Annotated in this window: 19 protein-coding genes; 9 read left to right on the top strand and 10 right to left on the bottom strand. The window is 59.5% G+C overall.

Translation table 11 applies throughout. The features are described from left to right. Nucleotides 1-376: 376 nt before the first annotated feature. Together B9A24_RS01030 and B9A24_RS01025 are read right to left on the bottom strand one after the other, a co-directional pair. Nucleotides 377-772, bottom strand: coding sequence for a PDDEXK nuclease domain-containing protein (locus tag B9A24_RS01030; RefSeq protein ID WP_234996893.1), 396 nt, complete (start codon nucleotides 770-772; stop codon nucleotides 377-379). 538 nt (nucleotides 773-1,310) lie between these two features. Further along, the gene (locus B9A24_RS01025; RefSeq protein ID WP_084443276.1) at nucleotides 1,311-1,520 is read right to left on the bottom strand and encodes a hypothetical protein; all 210 of its coding nucleotides are present in this window, start codon (nucleotides 1,518-1,520) and stop codon (nucleotides 1,311-1,313) included. Nucleotides 1,521-1,842: 322 nt separating this feature from the next. On the opposite strand from B9A24_RS01025, the gene B9A24_RS01020 reads away from it, so the two are divergent. The 7 genes from B9A24_RS01020 to B9A24_RS21915 all read left to right on the top strand — a co-directional run bounded on the left by B9A24_RS01020 (nucleotide 1,843) and on the right by B9A24_RS21915 (nucleotide 10,029). Then, nucleotides 1,843-4,389: a DUF5916 domain-containing protein gene (locus tag B9A24_RS01020; RefSeq protein ID WP_084443275.1), complete on the top strand. Its 2,547-nt coding sequence runs from the start codon at nucleotides 1,843-1,845 to the stop codon at nucleotides 4,387-4,389. A 104-nt stretch (nucleotides 4,390-4,493) separates the two neighbouring features. Further along, nucleotides 4,494-4,688 (top strand): hypothetical protein, encoded by a 195-nt coding sequence (locus B9A24_RS21430; protein WP_143434684.1) that lies wholly within the window; start codon nucleotides 4,494-4,496, stop codon nucleotides 4,686-4,688. Between the two features lie 12 nt (nucleotides 4,689-4,700). After that, nucleotides 4,701-4,832 carry a hypothetical protein gene (locus B9A24_RS22895; protein WP_262490569.1) on the top strand — a complete coding sequence of 44 codons (132 nt, stop codon included), beginning with the start codon at nucleotides 4,701-4,703 and terminating at the stop codon, nucleotides 4,830-4,832. 1,354 nt (nucleotides 4,833-6,186) lie between these two features. Continuing rightward, a complete protein-coding gene (locus B9A24_RS01015; protein WP_234996891.1) occupies nucleotides 6,187-7,764 on the top strand; it encodes an amidase in 1,578 nt (525 codons plus the stop codon). A gap of 20 nt (nucleotides 7,765-7,784) precedes the next feature. Next, complete coding sequence (locus B9A24_RS01010) at nucleotides 7,785-9,080, top strand: amidohydrolase family protein (RefSeq protein WP_084443273.1); 1,296 nt, start codon at nucleotides 7,785-7,787, stop codon at nucleotides 9,078-9,080. A gap of 309 nt (nucleotides 9,081-9,389) precedes the next feature. Beyond that, on the top strand, nucleotides 9,390-9,881 hold the full coding sequence (locus B9A24_RS01000) for a GNAT family N-acetyltransferase (RefSeq protein ID WP_084443271.1): 492 nt from the start codon (nucleotides 9,390-9,392) through the stop codon (nucleotides 9,879-9,881). A 10-nt stretch (nucleotides 9,882-9,891) separates the two neighbouring features. Next, nucleotides 9,892-10,029 carry a hypothetical protein gene (locus tag B9A24_RS21915; RefSeq protein WP_159451901.1) on the top strand — a complete coding sequence of 46 codons (138 nt, stop codon included), beginning with the start codon at nucleotides 9,892-9,894 and terminating at the stop codon, nucleotides 10,027-10,029. Between the two features lie 642 nt (nucleotides 10,030-10,671). Here B9A24_RS21915 and B9A24_RS21425 read toward each other — a convergent pair. The 7 genes from B9A24_RS21425 to B9A24_RS00960 form a co-directional block, all read right to left on the bottom strand. After that, nucleotides 10,672-11,028 (bottom strand): hypothetical protein, encoded by a 357-nt coding sequence (locus B9A24_RS21425; RefSeq protein ID WP_143434683.1) that lies wholly within the window; start codon nucleotides 11,026-11,028, stop codon nucleotides 10,672-10,674. A 349-nt stretch (nucleotides 11,029-11,377) separates the two neighbouring features. Further along, nucleotides 11,378-11,959 carry a hypothetical protein gene (locus B9A24_RS00985; protein ID WP_084443268.1) on the bottom strand — a complete coding sequence of 194 codons (582 nt, stop codon included), beginning with the start codon at nucleotides 11,957-11,959 and terminating at the stop codon, nucleotides 11,378-11,380. A gap of 36 nt (nucleotides 11,960-11,995) precedes the next feature. Next, nucleotides 11,996-12,880, bottom strand: a complete 885-nt coding sequence (locus tag B9A24_RS00980; protein ID WP_084443267.1) for an ArnT family glycosyltransferase — start codon at nucleotides 12,878-12,880, stop codon at nucleotides 11,996-11,998. Between the two features lie 72 nt (nucleotides 12,881-12,952). Continuing rightward, nucleotides 12,953-14,080: an adenine nucleotide alpha hydrolase family protein gene (locus B9A24_RS00975; RefSeq protein WP_084443266.1), complete on the bottom strand. Its 1,128-nt coding sequence runs from the start codon at nucleotides 14,078-14,080 to the stop codon at nucleotides 12,953-12,955. 486 nt (nucleotides 14,081-14,566) lie between these two features. Beyond that, nucleotides 14,567-15,613 carry a lysylphosphatidylglycerol synthase transmembrane domain-containing protein gene (locus B9A24_RS00970; protein WP_084443265.1) on the bottom strand — a complete coding sequence of 349 codons (1,047 nt, stop codon included), beginning with the start codon at nucleotides 15,611-15,613 and terminating at the stop codon, nucleotides 14,567-14,569. Nucleotides 15,614-15,825: 212 nt separating this feature from the next. Beyond that, nucleotides 15,826-16,011 carry a hypothetical protein gene (locus B9A24_RS22200; RefSeq protein WP_200813839.1) on the bottom strand — a complete coding sequence of 62 codons (186 nt, stop codon included), beginning with the start codon at nucleotides 16,009-16,011 and terminating at the stop codon, nucleotides 15,826-15,828. Between the two features lie 588 nt (nucleotides 16,012-16,599). Next, nucleotides 16,600-18,096 (bottom strand): hypothetical protein, encoded by a 1,497-nt coding sequence (locus B9A24_RS00960; protein WP_143434681.1) that lies wholly within the window; start codon nucleotides 18,094-18,096, stop codon nucleotides 16,600-16,602. A gap of 362 nt (nucleotides 18,097-18,458) precedes the next feature. Between B9A24_RS00960 and B9A24_RS22540 the strand changes: the two genes are divergently transcribed. Together B9A24_RS22540 and B9A24_RS22195 are read left to right on the top strand one after the other, a co-directional pair. Then, nucleotides 18,459-18,860 (top strand): IS5 family transposase, encoded by a 402-nt coding sequence (locus B9A24_RS22540; protein WP_394334629.1) that lies wholly within the window; start codon nucleotides 18,459-18,461, stop codon nucleotides 18,858-18,860. Further along, the gene (locus tag B9A24_RS22195) at nucleotides 18,851-19,234 is read left to right on the top strand and encodes a transposase (protein ID WP_394334630.1); all 384 of its coding nucleotides are present in this window, start codon (nucleotides 18,851-18,853) and stop codon (nucleotides 19,232-19,234) included. The genes B9A24_RS22540 and B9A24_RS22195 overlap by 10 nt, the downstream gene beginning before the upstream one ends. A gap of 70 nt (nucleotides 19,235-19,304) precedes the next feature. Here B9A24_RS22195 and B9A24_RS00945 read toward each other — a convergent pair whose 3' ends face one another. After that, nucleotides 19,305-19,709, bottom strand: coding sequence for a sugar 3,4-ketoisomerase (locus tag B9A24_RS00945; protein WP_084443262.1), 405 nt, complete (start codon nucleotides 19,707-19,709; stop codon nucleotides 19,305-19,307). Nucleotides 19,710-19,797 lie beyond the last annotated feature (88 nt).

Raw genomic sequence — 19,797 nt, 5'->3', positions numbered from 1 at the left:
GGTGGCCTAAGCGCGAGTTTGTATTCTGAAGACCAGCTGGTTGCTGTTTTGGCCGCTTTCTTGTTCGCCCTCACATGTATGTGTGTAGTACAACCGTTGGCTATGAGAAGAAGAAAGCCTGCCAGATAGCCGCTGTTCCTCCGATGAGGAAGCCTGCGAACACGCGTACACCCAACCGATTGCGCTATTGTGTAGCCCTTTTTACATATTATAAACGAACCCTCTTAAGAGCTTACGCCCGGTTCCGGTAGGTAGCGACGAGCGGCAACTGCCCCGTCTCGGATTAGGCGACCAGGTATGGCCGCGAGCGGCGGCGGCTGACCTGCCGGCTTAGGCACTGGCCTGCGCTTCCCCGCGCCCCCAACCTGGTTCCCATTTACCCGTTCGGCGCGCGCAGGGCCGCGCTCACGGCTTCCAGGCGGCGGAGCAGCTCCTCGTTGCTGGGGAAGAACACCCTGAGTTCGGTGGGCAGCGTATTAGTCAGCGTGTAGGTAGCCACCCCGGTGGGTTTGTTGACATCGCGCAGGGCAAACTCCACGACCGTGCGCTGCTTGCTGCTGCCGACAATAATGCCGATGCTGGGCTGCTCATGGGGTTTGCGGACCTGCTCGTTGAGTAAGGAGAGATAGAAATTCATCTTGCCGGCGTACTCGGGCCGGAATTCGGTAATCTTCAGCTCCACGGCTATCAGGCACTGCAGGCCGCGGTGATAGAGCAGCAGATCGATGAAGTACTCGGTTCCCTCGAGCTCTAGCCGGTACTGATTGCCCACAAAGGTGGCCTTGGTTAAAAGTTTGGTCCAACGGTTAATTGGCGCGCTTGTCAACAGCTACTTTTTACACGGATATAGGCACTGACAGGGCTTTTTCCCGGTAGGAACCCTGCATTCAGCGCGTTCTGGTGGCCACCTACGGAGTTAGCGTACCGTTTTCCCGTCACGCGGGCAGGGTTGTTTGTCCGTTGATGGCTGAACAAGTTACCTGCACTAAACAGACTTGTTTTCCGCTCGATTTACCCAGCACCAGACGATTAGGCGAATGGTACAGTTATAGGGTCGTTTCACCGAGCAAACCAGCCCTACTGGCCTCTGGATGCCCTATTTTGAAGGGTGAGTGCCGCCTTCGGAAGCAATCTGCTTAACCTTTGGACCAAACTTTTAACCAAGGCCATAAATAGGCCGAGCCTACGCTTGAGCCGGTACGGCAGAATCCGCTGCACGCCGAAGCCAAATCGGCAGGGCGGGCATCCATCACTGAATTCAGCCTAAGGGCAAGCGGATAGAAAAGCAGGCGGCACACGAACCCTTCCCGCTACCCCGCCTCTTTTACGGGCACCTTGGTGCTCCAGACTAGGATGGTGCAGCCGCTGGGGCTGGTGGCCTGGTGCTCCGTGCCGGCCGGCAAGGAGCACTGCTGGTGGGCAGCCCGAAGGAAGTAGCGGCCAAAATCCACCGGCATAGCGAGGCGCGGGGTGGCATTGCGCGGGTAACCTTCCAGCAGGATATAACCATGTTGCCCCACGCGAAAATTCTACAGCTCCTTCAGTTGCCCGGCACCCGCGGGGCCTCTTTGCTCCGTTGATTGGCCATTATTCAGCTTTGTCCGAATTCTTGCCAACTAGTTGCTGCCCATTTTTTTAGCGAAAATGTTATTCAACGAAAGTGGGGCTGCAACGTTAACTGCCCTACTACCACGGGACGGAGAGGAAAGGTGGAGGACCTAGTGTTATGCAAAGGCGATAGGTCCGTAACCCGTACAACACGCTTGCGCACTAGGGCCGAAAAGGTAAAACGACAGCCCGCGCCCCCTTTCTTGCCATTGAGTTGTTTTTTTATCTGTATTCATGGGCCGTATAGGCATCCTATTTCTCGCTTATTGGGGCATCGTTACCAGCAGTTTCGCGCAGAACCCGGTTCCACCAGGTGCGGCGGCCGACAAGGCCCCTAAACGCCAGCTGCAAGCGGTACGACTTACCCACCCTATCCAGCTCGATGGCCGGCTCGACGAAGCCCAGTGGTTAACCGCTCCCAGGGCCACCGATTTCATCCAGCAGCGCCCTAACCCCGGCGTGCCCGAAAAGAACCGTACGGAGGTGCGCGTCCTCTACGACGATGCGGCCCTTTACGTCGGCGCCGTGCTGCACGACACGTCCCCGGACTCGATTTTCCAGGAAATGACCCAGCGCGACAACTTCGGCAATACCGACTTCTTTGCCATTTTCCTGGACACCTACCACGACCAGCTCAACGGCTACGGGTTCTTCGTAACGGCCAGCGGCGTGCAGTTGGATGTACGCTACTCCCCCGCCGGCGATGACTTCGGCTGGAATGCCGTGTGGGATAGCCGCACCACGCAGCAGGGCACCGATTGGGTAGCCGAACTACGCATCCCCTACTCGGCTATCCGCTTCAGTGGCGACCCGGAGCAGGTCTGGGGGCTCAACTTCGGGCGGCAGCGCGAACGGGACCGGCAACACTTCACCTGGAACGAAGTGAAGCCCACCGTGAATGGCTTCGTGAACCAGTGGGGAGAGTTGCACGGCATACGGAACGTGCAGCCGCCCCTGCGCCTTTCGCTCACGCCCTTTGTCTCCACGTACGTGAATCACTTCCCCTATAACGAACCGGGCAAACAAAACGCCACCACCCGCTTCAACGTCGGGGCCGACCTTAAGTATGGGATCAACGAAAGCTTCACCCTGGACGCAACGATCCTACCGGACTTCGGCCAGGCGCAATCCGACAACGTAGTGCTAAACCTATCGCCCTTTGAAGTGCAGTTTAACGAGAACCGGCCGTTTTTTACCGAGGGCACCGAGCTCTTCAATAAAGGCAATCTCTTTTATTCGCGGCGCGTCGGGGCTCAGCCGCTGGGTTTTGGGGGTGCCCAAGCGCGGCTAGCGCCGGGCGAACAGCTGCTCGATAACCCCGGCGAAACCCGTTTGCTCACCGCCGTCAAGGTATCGGGGCGTACCGCCCAGGGGCTGGGCGTGGGCGTATTCAACGCCCTGTCCGGCGACATCTACGCCACCGTGCGCGACAGCCTGGGCCAGCAGCGGACGCTACTGACCCAGCCGTTTTCCAACTACAACGTGTTCGTCTTGGACCAATCACTCAAGAACAACTCGTATGTGAGCTTGGTGAATACCAACGTCACGCGCAAAGGCAACACGTATGACGCGAACGTAACCGGGGCCCTGTTTCGCTTCGCCAACAAGAAAAATGCCTACGCCGTGAACGGCCGCCTGGTGTACTCACGACGGCGCGGCCAGGCGTTTGGCAGTGAGGCGCCGATCGCCAACCCCAACGGGTACACCTACCAGCTGGAAGCGGGCAAAATCGGCGGCAACTTCACCTGGAACGTGCGCCACGGCCTCGAATCAGATACCTACGACCCGAATGATCTGGGGCTGCTACAGGCCAATAACTCCGTGTCGCAGAGCCTTAATTTTGGCTACCGTCGGTATCAGCCCTTCGGGAAGGTAAACAACCTGAACGTGTTCTGGGGGGCTAGCTACGATTTGCTCTACTTGCCTACGCGCTACCAACGGAGCAACTTCTACGCCGACGCCAACACCACCTTCACCCGCAACTTCCTTACCATTGGCGGGCACTTTGACGTGGGCCCCGCGCGCCCTGACTTTTTTGAGCCGCGGGTAGGCCGGACGCAGTTCGGGCGCGTGTACGTGCAGGTGCCGACCTCGGTGGGACAAGGATTTAACCTTTCTTCGGACAACCGCCAACCCCTGGCCCTGGACGTCAACCTGGGCCACCGCTTTTTTGCTCGGGAGCCGGGCCGCACGGGTCGCCGCGACTACGGGGTCACGGTGAGTCCGCGCTACCGCGTGAGTAACCAGCTCAACTTCCGCTACAGCTTCGACTGGCAGGTGCGCCACAACCAGATTGGCTACGCCGGGGGGCTAAACCGCGCCGAGCCCCTGGATACGGCCTTTCTGGGCCAGGTCATCCTGGGACGCCGCCGGGTGTCAACGGTGACTAATACCGTATCGGGCAACTACACGTTCACCAACCGCATGTCCCTGACCCTGCGCACGCGCCACTACATGAGCAGCGTGCAGTACCGCGACTTTTCGCGCCTGGGCGAAAAGGGCCAGGAAGAGCCGGTGGCCTACCAACGCAACCGGGACACAAGCTTCAACGCGTTCAACGTGGACGCGGTCTTCTCGTGGTGGTTTGCGCCCGGCTCGCAGCTGAGCATTGTCTGGAAGAACGCGGGGTTCCGCTTTTTACAGGCCGAAGAGGCGACGCCGCAGTACTTCGCTAATTTAGGAAACACGCTGAACACGGCGCATAACAACGCGGTGTCAGTGAAGCTGTTTTACTACCTGGATTACTTGCTGCTCAAGCGCCGTCACCCGGTGGCGAAATAGCTCCTTGACCTTTTCTACAAGGCGCCACTTAAGCTAGTTTAATGAGTGTTGTTAAGTACACGTGCAAAAGTAACCGGCTAGTGTACGCGGTGTAACTTTGGGCGATGTTACTCCCTGCTACGCCGCTAAGCACGGCCGGAATAGTCACGTTAGAAGCGTGTAGCCTGTACGGGCCACACTCGCGCCAGCGGCGGCGAGCCGTAGCCATTTTGGGTCACCACCGGAGCCAGTCGCTGCCCCGGTTAGCCGCTCTGTTCGCCGTGCGTTACGCCATCGTCCACAACTGGTTGCGTGCCTGACGGCAGCGCGGCTTGGCCGGGCTAGCCGAAGGCCGCTGCACCGGCCGGCCCCCGAAGCTAACCGAGGCCGCCCAAAAAAAAGTAGCCGATGAGCGAAGGCCGGCCACCCAGCAACTGCGCACGTTGCTGCCGCGGGTGCGCTAGGAACTGGACCCTGGCCTGAGCCTAAGCAGCCTGCAGCGCAGCTTGAAAGGCCGGCGTGATGCCGCCTGTTTGTTTCCTGCTGAAACTCCTATGACGAAGCGCACCGGTGAGCGATGCGTAGCAGCAACAGTTATCGCTTATGGGGAGACATGCCTGGCGCGCTGTCCCGGCGCAGGTTTATACAGATGGCATTAGTCATCCGCTTGATGGGCTTGCTGCATGGAGCCTTGACGCAGGGATGGCGGCAACTTCATCACTGGTGCGATGGCCGACAGCACAGCCATAAGGAAAGCTAGCGCATAGCGCGCTATCTCACCTCCTAGCAGATAAAAGAGCCGGCGGCAGGCGCAGCTCGAGCAGCGGGCACTGCCAGGGCAGCGGCGGCGCCAGCAGCCCGCCCTCGCCCCCAGCCACAAACCCGCCCCCAGTAACCAGGGTGTTGTTAAACAAATAGGGAAATACCGCCGAGTCCGTGGTCAAATGGCGTGGTTGCTGGTGATAAGGTGCAAACGCGGCGTAAAAGCAGCGAAAAATGAGTGTTTGGACTATCGTTTTATTCGCACGCGGAGTAAAGCAGTGTCAGACAGGGTGCTAATTAGGAAAAGCACGCAGCTGTGCGGCCGAGTCGGAGGTTTTCCCCTATTTGTTTAACAACACCCTTTCTACTACGACCAGGTGCAAGCCTACCGGAAGAAGTTTCCCAAGGCCGCGCCCTACTTTCCGAAATACGTGGCCCCGGCTACCCCAGCCCCAGCAGCCGAGTAGCCCCCTTTACGTGCTGGAAACGACCGTGGCTGTTGCAGAACCCTCCGGCTCGTTCAAAACCAGGCCGCACCTAACCATAGAAAGGTTAAGAAGCAGCCGCAGCCTTATCGCCGGTTTGCGGAGCTAATTTGGCCAGTAACGGCATCGCTCGATAGCTTGGCCTGAGTTCTGCAACAGCCACGGTCGTTTCACTGAACAAATAGCCCTGATAACCCCTGAATGCAGGATTTTAGCGTATAGCTGCCACGATTGGAAGCAACTCGCTTAACTTCTGTACCAAACTTTTAACTGAGGCCAAGGCCATCGAAACCTATACCCGGCGCTTTCCCGGACGCTCCGAGCCAGGGACCGTGGTGACCCGGGGCACCGGCCGGGCTCCCCCGCGCACGGCATCGCCGGGCTGGCGAACGAGTAACCGCGCGGGAAACCCTGTCGGCTCGGAAACCGGTCCGAAGAGCAGAAAGAGGACAACGGGCGCGCGGCGAAGCGCGGGCGCGGCAGAAAAACCCTATTTTCGGCCAAGCGCCGGAACGTTTTTTTGACCCGGCCATCCTTCCCGCGCACGGACATGCTTCAAAAAACTGGGCTCTTGCTTCTCCGCCTGCTAGGCGCCGCCTTCCTGGCGACCAGCTGTGGCCGCCACTCGTCGCCGGACCGGCCCGCCGCCCGCCCCCCCCTGGAGGTGACGGAAGCCTCGATAGCTGACGTGCAGCAGGCCCTCCAGCGCGGCGATTGCACCTGCGAGCAGCTGGTGCGGGCGTATCAGGCCCGCATTGCCGCCTACGACCAGCCCACCCAGCTCAATGCCATCGTCGTCACCAATCCGGCCGCGCTGGAAACCGCCCGGCAGCTCGATGCCGAATACCGCCGCACCGGCCAGCTGCGGCCGCTGCACTGCACGGCCCTGATTGTAAAGGACAACTACAACACGGCCGGCTTGCAAACCACGGCCGGTTCGCTCGCCCTCAAAGGCTTTGCGCCGGACGAGGACGCCACGGTGGTAAAAGCCCTGAAAGCCGCCGGCGCCCTTGTGCTGGCCAAGTCCAACATGGCCGAGTGGGCCTTCAGCCCGATGGTGAGCATCAGCTCGATTGCGGGCGAAACCCGCAATCCGTACAATTTGGCGTACGTGCCGGCGGGCTCGAGCGGCGGCACGGCGGCCGCCGTGGCCACCAGCTTCGGCACGGCGGGCCTGGGCACCGACACTGGCAACTCCATTCGCGGGCCCTCGTCGCACAACGCCCTGGTCGGGTTTCGGCCCACGCTGGGGCTGCTGAGCCGGGCCGGCATTGCGCCGCTCTACCTGCGCAACGACACCGGCGGCCCCATGGCTCGCTCCGTGGCCGACGCCACCCGGCTGCTCGAGGTGATGGCCACCGGGCCCGACCCCGCCGACCCGCTGACCCGCTACGGCACGGGCAAGCGGCCGGCCAAGGGGTACCAGGCTTATCTGGACCCCAAAGGCCTTGCGGGCGCCCGCATCGGCGTGCTGCGCACGTTGAGTGAGCGCCACCCCGACCCGCAGGTAAAAGCGTTGTTTGAGCAGGCCGTCGCGGATTTGCGCCGGGCCGGCGCAACGGTGGTGGACGTGGAAATACCCGCTTTTGACCGCGTGAGCGCCGGCCACTGGTGCTCCGTATTCAAGCATGATATCAACCACTACCTGGCCGCGCTGGGACCCCGCTCGCCGGTGCAGAATATCGACCAGGTGCTGGCATCGGGCAAGTATTCGGCATATAGCAAAGAAAACCTGGAGGACGAAATCACCCACGGCGTCAGCCCGAGTGACAACGAAGCCGGTTGCGGCGAGGCCTATACGGACCCGCGCCGCATCGCTTTTCGGGAGGCGGTGACCGCCGTGATGGACCAGTACCAGGTGGGCGCGCTGGTGTATCCAACCTGGAATAATCCGCCGGCCAAAGTGGGTGATTTCAAGGGCTACAAGGGGGATAACAGTCAGTTGATTGCCCCGCACACCGGGCAGCCGGCCTTCACCGTGCCCATGGGCTTTGCCTACGACCAGCTGCCCGCCGGCCTGCAGTTTCTGGGCCGCTCGTTTGATGAGCCCCTGCTGATAAAATATGCCTACGCGTATGAGCAGGCCACGCACCATCGCAGAGCGCCGGCCCGTTTCCCGCCCTTGCCCGGGAAAGTCCCGATGAAGTAAATCGCTTGTTCCCCAACTCCATGCGCCCTCTGCTCCTGCTGCTGCTCGTTTTTCTGTTCGCGGAATGCCCTTCCTTGTTACGGGCCCAAGTGAAGGCCCTTCGGTTCGGCAAAGTGATTGACGGCCGGGGCCGGGTACTTGCCAATGCCGTTATCCTGGTCAAAGCCGACCGCATCGTCGCCGTGGGCCCGGAAACAGACGTGGTCATCCCCGCCGATGCCGAAACCCTGGACCTGCGGGCATACACGGCCATTCCCGGACTCATCGACGCGCACACCCACATGACTTTCTATTGGGATAAAGCGCCCGGCAGCAACCCGTGGCAGCAGCTCGGCACGCTGGGGCCGGCTGTGACGGTGTTTATGGCCCAGGAAAACGCCCGGAAGGCGCTGGAAACCGGCGTCACCACCGTCCGCGACCTGGGTTCCTCGGAGAATATGGACCTGGCAATGCGCGCGCTCATCAACCGGGGCGCCATGCACGGGCCGCGCATGTTTGTGGCCGGCAATGGCCTGCACATCAGCAGCACGCCCTACAAAGCGGGGGCCCTGCCCGACCCCGGGCAGTGCGACGGCGTGGCCGAGGTGCAGCGCGTGGCCCGGCAACAGCTGGCCGCCGGCGCCGATTGGATTAAAATGTACGGCTCCACGGGCAGCGACCAGGACGTGACCGGGTTTCAGACCTTTGGCTACGAGGAAATGAAAGCGGCCGTGGAGGTCGCCCATTCGGCGGGCAAGCGCATCGCCATTCACTCCTATGGCCCCGATGGTGCCCGCGATGCGGTAAAGGCCGGCACGAACACGGTAGAGCATGCCATCGATATGGATGACGCGACCCTTAAAGCGATGGCCAAGCAAGACATTATCTACGTGCCCACCGTCGATCATAACCGCTACTACATCGCTCACAAGGAGGAATATGGCTATGACGCCAAGACGGTCGAGGGGCTGAATCAGTACATAGCCAAGAATTTTGCAACCCTGAAGCGAGCGATAAAGGCCAAGGTTAAAATTGCCATGGGATCGGATGCCGTCTTCACCGGCTTTGGGGAGAATACGCGCGAGCTGGAATGGTTTGTCAAGGCCGGCATGACCCCGGAGCAGGCGCTGAAAACAGCCACAACCACGGGAGCCGAAATGCTAGGAATGGAAAAGGAGTTAGGCGCCATCGCCCCCGGGTACCTAGCCGACATCGTAGCTGTGGAAGGGGATCCGCTACAGGACATCCAGGTGGTGATACAGCACGTGAAGTGGGTGATGAAAGCGGGCCAGGTGGGGGTCGATAAGACGCAGACTACCTCTGTCCCCAGCCAATAATAGCTAGATAACAATAGGCTACGCTCTTTGTAGAATAGCTAAGTACGTCGGCCTGCGGGCTCCCGCTTCGCCCTTGGTCGTATCGTTTCGCCACCTGGTGTGAGGACTACCTGCTCATCGTGGGCAGCAAATAAGGCAACCCAGAGAGCGTCTTCCAACTTCGCAAGCCAAATCGACCTCACCCCGTGCGGCGGTTGGTACAGTGATTCTACCTCCCACAAGGTAATTTCTTCATCCAGCAAATTCAAATTATGCGCCCACTCTCCCGCGTGGCATATTCCTTCAGCCCTCCCACCGTACCTTTTGCCCATGGAATCCCCGAAACAGTCAGATGACAAAGTGCAACTGCTGGACTATGAGCCGCACTATCAGGCCGACTTCAAGCGCCTGAACACGGAATGGATTGAGCGCTATTTTCGTCTGGAGGAGGCGGACCTGCGCGTGCTCGACCACCCCGATGAATATGTACTGCGGCGTGGGGGCCATATCCTGTTGGCCGCCTGTGGCGAGCAAATGGTGGGTACCTGTGCCCTTTTGAAAATGGACGAGACCAGCTACGAGCTGGGCAAAATGGCGGTTACGCCCCCTATGCAGGGCCGTGGTATTGGGCGAAAGTTAGCCGAGGCCGCCATTGCCAAAGCCTGGTCCTTAGGTGCGCGGCGCCTGTATCTTGAAAGCAATACCCAGCTGGCTCCTGCCCTGCACCTATACTACCAATTGGGTTTTCGTCCGACTACCTCGGGTTCTCCCTCGCCCTACGAGCGCAGTGACATTCAACTTGAACTGTTGCTCCCTACCTAATGACTATCCTATGGTGGTTAGCGCACCAGCTTTTAAGGATGTATTGATTCCCCATCTAGCCGGCGCGGTGGTGCAGAAGGTGAAGTGCGAACCCGCCGTGGAGCGCCCTAGCCCGAAGCCGGAGCGCAGCCGGGGAATCGGAATGTAAGCCTGTTTTTAAGGCCCCCTAAAAACGAATAAAAACGGCTTTAAAAGGGGTAAATACGGGCTTTTTGACGTATCTTGTAGGATGACAGGAAGCCAGAAATAACTGGCCCGCCAGCGGTTTGCTAAGCACCGCTACCCGGTCAAAACCTTCCGGGGCGACCCCACCCGGCCGGCCTACACGTTGTAATGCTGGTGGAAATACCCCACCTACCTAGCCGCCCGGAATGAGCGGGATGAACTGGTCGAGCAGTGGCCTCGGAACCAGGCGCGCACCGTGGCGCTGCTGGCCGTGCGCGCCGCCTTATTCCAGAACGGGGCCACGCATTGGGAGGTGGAAACGGTGCACGACGAGGACTAGGAGAACAGGCACGCCCTGATGCTTCAGGAGCGCCGAGGGAAACGGCGGTTCGACCCGGCGCAAGCCGCCCAGCACGCCCAGAACTTCGCGCGGGCCGAGGCGGCCCTGGTCGAAGGCCAACGCCGCAAACAAGGCCCCCCGACCGGAAAAGTACCACGCCGGCCGCGCATCGGCAGGCGGCCGAAAACCGTACGTATTCCCAGGTGTCGGGTATACCCACACCCTTTATCCAGGCCACCATGGCGTCGGACGGGAAGCACCGCTAGGCCAGGGGCGGTGCCCGGCTTAGTCGTTCCGGTCCATATCGGTCACGGTGATGCCGTTGGCGCGGTCGATGGCAATGGTGTATTCGTGGCACTTGACCACCTCGACTACTTTGGTGTAGTCCACGTTGTTGATTTTCAGGGTGAAGGTAGCCTGGCCCGCGGCGTAGCTGGCGTAGTCGGACGACGTGCCCGGGTCCACGTTGTTGAGGTTGACTGTGTTGCCGCCCGTGGTCTGCACCTGTACGCTGGCCCGTTGCGAGCCGTTGTTGGTGATGCGCGCGCGCGGGTCTTCGTCCTCGCATTTTTTGCACCCGCTGGCCGCCAGGGCTAACAGACTGCTCACTAGCAGGGGCAGGAAAGGGGTGTGGAGGGTCATGTAGGGGTAAGCAAAAAAGTAGCTGAATGCAAGCCGGTGGACACCGGGCTCCGGCAGCGAAGACAGGGGATTGCCAGGCAAATAGTGTACCACGCCGTTTGCCGCAAGAATAGCCAAAAGCGTAGGGGTTTGAATCCGCCTGGTTTTCGACAGCTTATCCCGAAAAAGTGCCACGCTGGCCGCGCGGCGGTCGGAAGCCAAAAATCACCACTTTTCCGAGGTGGGTCCGAGAACGACGATTACGTTAAGAGACTTTTCCGCGAAACCAACGGGAAGAATGACACTTCCCCATTGCCCCTAAAATCCTGTTGTTGATAGGGCAAGCTGACTGTATACTACCCCCCGTCGCTCAGCGGCGAGCCACTAGCTGAAACGTTACGCAGGAGTCGGTGCGAAATAACTCGCGGATCTGGTAGTGCTGCAGCCAGGGGCGGTGGGCCTTCGCGCCGCAAGTCGCCACGACGCGGGGCGGGCTGACCCAGCCCACTTCCCAGGGGGGCACGCGGGTAATATGGTGACCGTATTGCCGGCGCAGGGCCGCCATGTAGAAGGCCGGACTATCATTGAAGACACCATTGTCCCCCAGCACATACGTGCGCAGGTGGGGTAGTTGCTGGGCCTGGGCCCGCAAATGGCGGCCGTAGAGCAGGGAGGGATGATGCAGGGCCACATCGGTGGAGTGGCGCGTGCGCATGAGCTGGGTGACGTAGGGCGGCGCGGCCACCAGCAGCACCGCGGCCAAGCGCGCCGTCGGCGTGGGGAGGCGGTGGTAGTGCGTGGTCAGGAAAGCGGCCACGAGGCGGCCGCCCCCCACCAGCCCGCCCGCCGCGAGCAAGGCCAGCAGCGGGTACACCGGCGCGTCGTACCAGGCGAGCTTGGTTTTAACTAAGGAGATAACCAGCAGAAATAACCCCGCCACGGTGCTCAGCACCCGGCTCAGCCACCAGGCCCGGCGGCGCAGCGGCAGTCACCAGCCCAAGCCCACGCCCGCTAGCGCCGCGCTCAGCCAGGCGCTAAATCTAGTGTCGGCCAGCTTGCTTACATACCACAAAAAAGGGTGGCCGTGGCCTTCCAGGGCCTCCCCGGCTGGTCCACCGACTTCGTACTGCCAGACCCCGGCCAGGTAGCCGGGTGCGGCTAGCTCGCGCACCGTATACCAGGTAAGCCCCGTACCCAGAATCAAGCTCAGCGCGCCCCAGGGAGCCAGATGGCGCAGCCGCCGGGCCTGCCCCGTGAGCAGCGTCGCGACGACGATGCCCGGCCCAAACAGCAGGCCGGCGATGCCCTTGGTCAGGACAGCCAAAGCGAAAGCTACCCCTGTGCCCCAGGCGTGGCGGGCGCGGCCCGTAGCCAAATAAGCCAGCCAACGCAGCGTGCCCAGCGTGGTCCAGAGGGTGAGCAGGGCATCGAAGTCGCCGGTGCGCGCGACGTGCAGCCGAACGTAGCCCGGGGTGGTGAGCAGGATCAGACCGGCCAGCAGGCCCGCCCGCCAGGAGCCCAGCCAGCGGCTGCCGGCAAAGTACACGACCAGCACCGTAGCCAGGGCCGCCAGGGCCGAGGGTAAACGCAGGGCCAGTTCCGTGGGCCCCAGTAGCCGAAAGCTGAGGGCCATGAGCCACGGCGCTAAGGGGAGCTTACTGTTCCACAGGTCCGGCTCGCCTTCATGAGTGAGCACCAGCCAGTTGTTGCTACGAAGAATCTCGAGGGCGTTGAGGCCCGTGCGCGCCTCATCCCACTGCTGAGCCGGTAAGACAGCCAACAGCCAGAACAAGGGCAGGGCGGCCACGGCTAGCACCAGCAGCAGCCGGGCGAGGGGGTGGGCGAAGGAGGGGGTGGAGAAAGCGCGCGACAAAAAGAACGATGGATGTGAAAGGCTTTAACAAAAGCACTCCCTAAGGGTAAGCTGCCTAGAACAAGGCGAAGCTTACGCCCCACAGCTGAAGTACTTGTCATAGGCTGACTCAGGCAGCAGATTCAGTTGGCTGAGTACCTTGATGGGCCAGCGCAGGCGCCGAATGAGGGCGTAGTTGTTGGGGTAGTCGCGGAACGTTTTGGGCGGCGCGGCCACGATCTGGTCAAACTCCGCGCGGGTTAGGCCCAGACGCTTGATGCAGAGATCAATTACGCGCGGGTCTTCGATGGAGTTAATACTTTCGGTTCGCTTTAGAGCTTCCTCGCGTGTCATCTGGCCCGAGCGCACCAGGGCTGAGTAATTGAACAGACGCCGGTCGATGTTGAACTTGGTGCGGTTGAGGTAGTAGATCACGCTTTGGTACAAGTCGTCGAAGTAGTGCGCGCCGGGGTTCACCCAATCCAGCTCCCGGCTGATGAGCGCATCCACGTCGGCCCGCACGTAATCGACGTGGTAGAGCAGCGTCACGGTCTTGATGCGGCGCACGAAGGCGTAGTAAAACATTTCCTTCAGGTCGAGATTAAAGCCCGGATCATTCGGCGACCAGGGCCGCAGCGGCACCGTGCCGAAGCGCTTATGCACAGCTTTTAAGTATCTGCCGTCCAGATAGTTCCATGATAACGGGCAAATACCTTCCGTCCGAAACGACTGTCCGATGACGATGCGCTGAATACCTTCTTTCGCGGCTACTCCATACAAAGCGGTAGCGATGCCCAAGTCGGTGCCCTCTTCCATATCGGGGGTAGAGGCTTTCAGAAAAGCAATTTTCAGGTCTTTGGATTCGCGCCAGTCGGAGGTGATAGTGCGCAACTCCACGCCCAGCTTGCGGCAGGCCTTCACCATGTTTTCGCCCGCCACGGGGTTGCCGAAGCCATCATTGAAATGCACGGCTAGCGGGCGCAGTTTTAGCTTGGTGACGCAGTACCAGAGCGTGAATGAGCTGTCGCGGCCGCCGCTCACGCCCAGGACGCAGTCGTATTTCTTGCCTTGGCCCACCCGCTTAATATCATCGGCTAGCTTCTGAACTTTTTGGCGGCCGGCTTCGCCCAGCGGAAAGGCCCGGTCCAGCTTATCGTGCAGGGCACAGAAGCTGCACTCCCCGCGGCTATCAAACTGAATACCAGGGACGGTAATATCCATAATACACCGCAGGCAGCGTTGGACGGGCGCTGGCGGTTGGTGAGCAGACACAGCTGCGGCCGCAGCAGGGGACGTCGGTTTAGGTAGGGAGTGTCGGGCTAGCATAGGTGAGTAGAGTAATAGAGGCAGAGAAAGGCGTATGAAGGTTGAGTTGCCTCAGGCCGGGGAGTAGCCCAAGCAGGCAAACAAGGCGAAGCCGTCGTTTTACGTTATCCGTTTTGCTTGTTTCTTTCCGGCCGCCGCCAGCACCCACGGCCGCACTAGCTGTCCTTGGCGGAGGAAAGCATATCAAAGATAAACTAGTGATTTATATAAACAGAAGTTTATTTATAATTTTTATAATAAATAACATAGCTCATGCACTATGTGATCCGCGCCGTCTTAGAATCAGTATGGCTTAGCTCCGCTGCGCCTGTTTGCACTTTGCTGGGTGGCGGGGTACATGTGCGAAGTAGTAATTGACGCAGGGGTAGCCAGCTCAGACAGCTATTTCGTCGTCAGTGGCTTGTTCGCTAGTGCTTCGGTTTCGCCGACCACCCGGCCCTTGTCAGCCGACGCTACCGTCACGAAGCTGATGCCGCCCATGAGCACCACCAGCAGGGTTTGGGCGCCGTGCATCACGAGCGCATAGGCAATGCCGCCCTCTTTGCTCACTCCATACACGAGCAAAATGCCCTGCACCAGCACGTGATACGACCCGATGCCGCCCGCCACCGGCGCTGCCATGCCAAACGCGCCAAAGGTGAGCACCGCCAAGGCAGCGCGTGTATCCAGGTTATTCGTTTCGGGGAAGCAGAAGAAGCCCAGGTAGTCCATTACGTAGTACACCAGCCAAGTAAAGAAAGAGTGAAACAGGAAGATGCCTTTATTCTTTAGCTTCAACACGCTAAATATGCCCGCCAGCAGCCCTTTCGCCAACACCACGGCTTTATTGAACACCTTATGTTGGCGCAGCTTTTCCAGGTTGCGAAACGCGACCAGGCCCGTGCTCACCACCAGCACCAGCGCCATAGCGGTTGCGATGACCAGCGGCAGGGGGTTGCGGACCAGTGTAGCGGCCCGCCCGCCGAGCAGGTGCTCGTTGAAAAAAGCCCAGAATGTCTGGAAGTCAAGCAGCAGTGTGCCCCCCAGCAGCAGCAGCAGGACCGATACGTCGATGACGCGTTCGGTCATGACGGTACCCAAGGCCACCTGCACTGGTACCCCGCTGGTCCGTCGCAGCACCGAGCAGCGAATCACTTCTCCGGCACGGGGTAGCACGAGGTTGGCCAGGTTGCCCACCATCATGGCGTGGTAGATTTTCCAATAGGAAGCCGGCGTCTGCGAAGCTTCTAGTTGCATCTGCCAGCGGTAGGCGCGGCTGAAGAAGCCCAAGGCCGACAGCCCCAGTATGAGGCCCAGCCAGAAATAATTGGCTGTGCGGATGTAGTGGCCAACGCGCGACACGTCTTGCCCCCGCAGGGCATACCACATCAGCGCCCCAGAAACGCTGAGCAGCAGGGCGTACTTAAGAATAGTCAGGAAATGCTTCACAAGAAACTGGGAATGGGTTGTGATCCTGGTTTGCCGTGGCAAGTTGGGGTCTTATTACATTAGGGGCTAGTAAAGCACAGGGGTTTAAAGGGGGCGTTTTTGCACAGCCTTTGGCAGATATTTATACAGGTCTTGGTGGCGCGGGTTAAAGCGCATTGCGGACTCGCGTAGAAAGGTTTCAAAATTGGCAGGCCGCACGCCGTTGCCCTGAGCTAGGCGTCGTTTAGCGAAGCTCCAGCAGGATTCAACTCATTGAGATGCTGCCTGCTCCACGCCCCCGCTTGCCGCGTACCAAAGTAGGATTCATCGATTGCCACGGTGCCTTGCAATTCGTTGGGTATCTGCCGTAAGCTCACCAAATAGGCGCGCTGGCGTTGGTACAAGGTGCTGGTGGCCATCCAGCTCAAGTTGCTGAGCCGAGCTGCATCCGAGGCCGTTAAATCCAGGACAAACAGGCGTAAAAGGTGGCGAAACTTGACCCCCGAAATTTTGGCGCATTTGTAGTAGCGATTAACCTGTTGCCTAACAAAGCTTTATACCCCAAATCTAACCGTTTTACTTTACTAGGCCCTAAACAAACAGGGGAAACTCTCCGACGCAAGCATGCGCCGGCCTCGTTGTATGGTAGACCCTCCTGGTAAATAACAATCTATATGATAGATTCTTGTGCAGGCTAGGGAGAACCGTTCGTTTTTGCTAGCCTCTTTCGATTGGCTTAAAAGGCGTGTAATACGAGCGCTTCTCGATGCTCTTACGGCACTTCATCATGAGCAACCAAGCTGTTTGAACTCGGACTCGGAGGTTTTGCCCTATTTGTTTAACAACACCCATAATACTGTCTCCACAAAGCGGCGGTTGTCGTGGCCACGGCCTCTGCTCGTGCCTTCCCGACCCGGCAGCAACGGCGCCCGCCGCGCATTGATGCGCATCTAATAACTACTGTTAACACCTCCTAGCTCCTGCCATGCTAACATTTGTGTGGGTTTTTAGCGATTCAAATCAAATTCTTTCAGGTACGGGCGTTGCACCCACAACGAATCAACTTGGTACCAATCGGCTACTGCCCGGTTTAAATCGGAACCAGGGTTGTCACTCAACGGCTCGCCCAGCACCAGCACATAGCGCGGGGTCAAGATTTGAATGCCCTCCACGATTACCGCCCGCTGTCCCCGAGCACGGGCGGCATGTATGACCCGCGAGCGCGCTTCCAGCTGCGCCTTCCAGGAAGACGCATTCCACAGCCATTCGTTCCACGCCGCCCGCTCCACGCCACCGACCGACAGCAACGCCACATATACCAGCACTGGTGCCCGCAGCAACACAAAACAGCGCCGCCACTGGGCTTCCTGGAGGGAGGGTCCGTCTGGCAGGGCGGCCCACAGCGCCAGCAACCAGCCGCTGAGCAGCCAAAACCATAGCGGATTAAGGGTGCGCACAGCCGGATAGCCCGTCGTCCGGCTTAGCAGCAGAAAAGCCCCCCACAGGCCGATCAGCACTATTCCTATCCCCAGAGGTAAGGGCAGGCGTAGCCCTGCGGGTCGCCAGGGGCGCAGGCGAAAGCCGAGGCCTCCCACTAGTACAGGTGCCACTACTAAGGCCGTTAGCTGTCGGGGCTCGGAGAGAAAGATAAGGGTAAACTTGCAGGCTTGCGCCACCATGCCGATAGCGCCGGGTGACACGCCTTTGCCTTCGTATACCAACCGGGCACTATTGCCAGGAGCCAACACGGCCACCGCACCCGCCACTAAGGTAACCAGGAGCAGTCCCAGCCAGCGGTGCCGATCGCCCGCCCTGGCCGGGCTGTGTAGCCAAGTCCGTATCGTTAAAATCGTCAGCAGCCACAGCAACAGAATCAAAGCCACCTCATTGGAGCCGGCAACCCCCACGGCGGCCGCAACGGCCAGAGCGTACCAGCTAGCTGGGGTCCAAGAGCCAACGGCGCGGCCCGCCCGCAAGCAGGCTACGGGTACCAGCACCAGCAACAGCGTAGCTACTTGGTAGGTAACCGTGCTAGCAAACCAGTAAAACCCGGAATTTACACTGGGCATCGTGTACAGCTGCCCGAGCAGCCACACGCCCGACCAGACCAGGGCAGCGCCCCAGCCCAGCCGGTCGCGCGTGAGGGTCCGGAGCGCGAAGGCCTGAACTGCGCCCGTGGCCATGAACAAAGCCAGGGCAAACCAGCGAATACCAGCCTCCCAACCATAGGTTAGCGGATTGAGCAGCGTGAGCCACAACCCGGCCGTATACCGACCTGTCCATGTTTTGTACAGGTGGCCCAGGGTGGGCCACCAGCCCCGGTCACGGGCTAACGCCGCGTTGCCATAATCGTCCCAGTAGGGTTGATTGTAGAAACATAGGGCCAGATACGGCAGCAAGAGCACCGCCAGCACCACGGCAAGCCCATAGGATTTGTACACCACCAGCCAGCGTCGCCAGGTGCGTAGTCGTGCTGTGTTGGATGCTGAGGTTGTCCCTTTCATGAGTCCGACTCTGATAATAATAAGCCCATACGAGGGGTAGCTTGGGGTAGGAGACCCATGAGAGCATCAACAAAGGTGGGGGAGTCCTCCTTTCTGGTCAGCCTAGGGAGAAACGAAACAACTAGCTTCTTAATCCAAAACGGAATTACCCCACCCTTGTTGAGGCTCTCCGCTAAGGGCAAAAAGGATAAGGTGGCCTTGATAGCGGTCGGCAACAAACGCCTCAAGCAAGCCTTCGCTAGTATCAAATCCGGCGTGCCCTGCCAAGCTGATTTCACGTCAAAACTTACCTGCAATGCTTGACTTTTAACACAGTTCATCCGTTTTAGGGAGTGTTTACAGTTAGGGGCGACCTTTGAAGGATGAACAAAGACCGAAGTTTATTGACGGATGCGCAGTGGGCCCGGCTCTCGCCGCTGCTGCCGGGCCAGGAACGCTCGCCCGGTACGACGGGCAAAGATACGCGCTTGTTCGTGGAGGCGGTGCTCTGGCGGGCGCGTTGCGGCGTGTCGTGGCGGGATTTGCCGGTCGAACGGTTGGGCCCTTGGCACACGGTGTACGCCCGGTTCCGGCGCTGGCGCCAGGCCGGCGTGTGGCCCCGGGTGCTGGCCCAGGTGCAACACGAAACCAGCTTGCACCGCCTGTGCGTGGACTCGACTACCGTGCGGGCACACCAGGTGGCGGCCGGGGCCAAAAAAAAGACAGCCCGGTCGGGCAGGCGCTCGGCCGCAGTCGGGGCGGCTTCACCACCAAGCTGCACCTGAGCTGCGACGCGCAGGGCCGCATTTGCGCCCTGGCCCTGACCGGGGGCCAGGCCGGCGACTGCCCGCAGGCCCCCGGCTTGCTCGCCAGCCACTTGCGTGCTGGCCAGGCCGTGCTGGCGGACCGGGCCTACGACGCAGGCTACGTGCGAGCCCAAATCCAGCAAGCCGGGGCCACGGCCGTGATTCCAGGCAAGAAAAACCGCATCGTGCCCCTTGCCCATGACGCCGAAATTTATAAAGAACGCAACCATATTGAATGGGCCATCAACGACTTAAAACGCTTCCGGGCCGTGGCCACGCGCTTTGACAAACGCGCGGCGAACTACTTCGCCACCTGTTGCCTGATTGCAGTTCTGACATGGCTTCAACTGTAAACACCCCCTAGGAAATTATAAGGGGAATAGAATGGTAATACCGCAGCTCGTTGAGCGAGAAGTGCTGTATTTACGCTTTCCATATTTCCCTAAATTGATCGTACTGTCTTATATAATCATGCTCGTCAAAAGGGTGAGAGGCAAAAACCACTTGTACAGCCGAATGCGAATATTGCATTGTATGCCAAGCATGCGGCGGGACATAAAGTCCTACGTGAGGGTCCTCTAACCTATATACATCGACTGTGCCATCAGGCATTTCAGTTGTAACAATAATACGCCCCGCCACTGCCACCAGCACTTGTTCTGTTTGGTAATGAGCATGCCTTCCCCGAACGATACTTTCTGGAGTATAATACGTCCAGAAAGTACGTTTGACTTCGAAGGGAATGGTTTTGAGCTGTTCCGTTACAGATATAAACCCAATGTCAGATGCCCCCAGTTTGGGAAACTCTATTAGATGTGGAGCTTTCATATTTCTGTTGATCTATTATTTGAGAAACTTGCTTTGTCAATAAAGCGTGTTAGTAGTTCGAGCGGATTATATAAACCTAAAAGAGCTA

Source organism: Hymenobacter roseosalivarius DSM 11622 (assembly GCF_900176135.1).
In the GTDB taxonomy this organism is placed as follows: domain Bacteria; phylum Bacteroidota; class Bacteroidia; order Cytophagales; family Hymenobacteraceae; genus Hymenobacter; species Hymenobacter roseosalivarius.
This window is presented reverse-complemented; position numbering and strand designations above follow the sequence as displayed.

Excerpts from the sequence above, each read along its gene's own strand:
- B9A24_RS01020 (WP_084443275.1), top strand. The coding sequence starts at position 1,843 with ATGGGCCGTATAGGCATCCTATTTCTCGCTTATTGGGGCATCGTTACC.
- B9A24_RS21430 (WP_143434684.1), top strand. The coding sequence starts at position 4,494 with ATGTTACTCCCTGCTACGCCGCTAAGCACGGCCGGAATAGTCACGTTA.
- B9A24_RS01010 (WP_084443273.1), top strand. The coding sequence starts at position 7,785 with ATGCGCCCTCTGCTCCTGCTGCTGCTCGTTTTTCTGTTCGCGGAATGC.
- B9A24_RS01000 (WP_084443271.1), top strand. The coding sequence starts at position 9,390 with ATGGAATCCCCGAAACAGTCAGATGACAAAGTGCAACTGCTGGACTAT.
- B9A24_RS21915 (WP_159451901.1), top strand. The coding sequence starts at position 9,892 with ATGGTGGTTAGCGCACCAGCTTTTAAGGATGTATTGATTCCCCATCTA.
- B9A24_RS21425 (WP_143434683.1), bottom strand. The coding sequence starts at position 11,028 with ATGACCCTCCACACCCCTTTCCTGCCCCTGCTAGTGAGCAGTCTGTTA.
- B9A24_RS00975 (WP_084443266.1), bottom strand. The coding sequence starts at position 14,080 with ATGGATATTACCGTCCCTGGTATTCAGTTTGATAGCCGCGGGGAGTGC.
- B9A24_RS22200 (WP_200813839.1), bottom strand. The coding sequence starts at position 16,011 with ATGGCCACCAGCACCTTGTACCAACGCCAGCGCGCCTATTTGGTGAGC.
- B9A24_RS00960 (WP_143434681.1), bottom strand. The coding sequence starts at position 18,096 with ATGAAAGGGACAACCTCAGCATCCAACACAGCACGACTACGCACCTGG.
- B9A24_RS22540 (WP_394334629.1), top strand. The coding sequence starts at position 18,459 with ATGAACAAAGACCGAAGTTTATTGACGGATGCGCAGTGGGCCCGGCTC.
- B9A24_RS00945 (WP_084443262.1), bottom strand. The coding sequence starts at position 19,709 with ATGAAAGCTCCACATCTAATAGAGTTTCCCAAACTGGGGGCATCTGAC.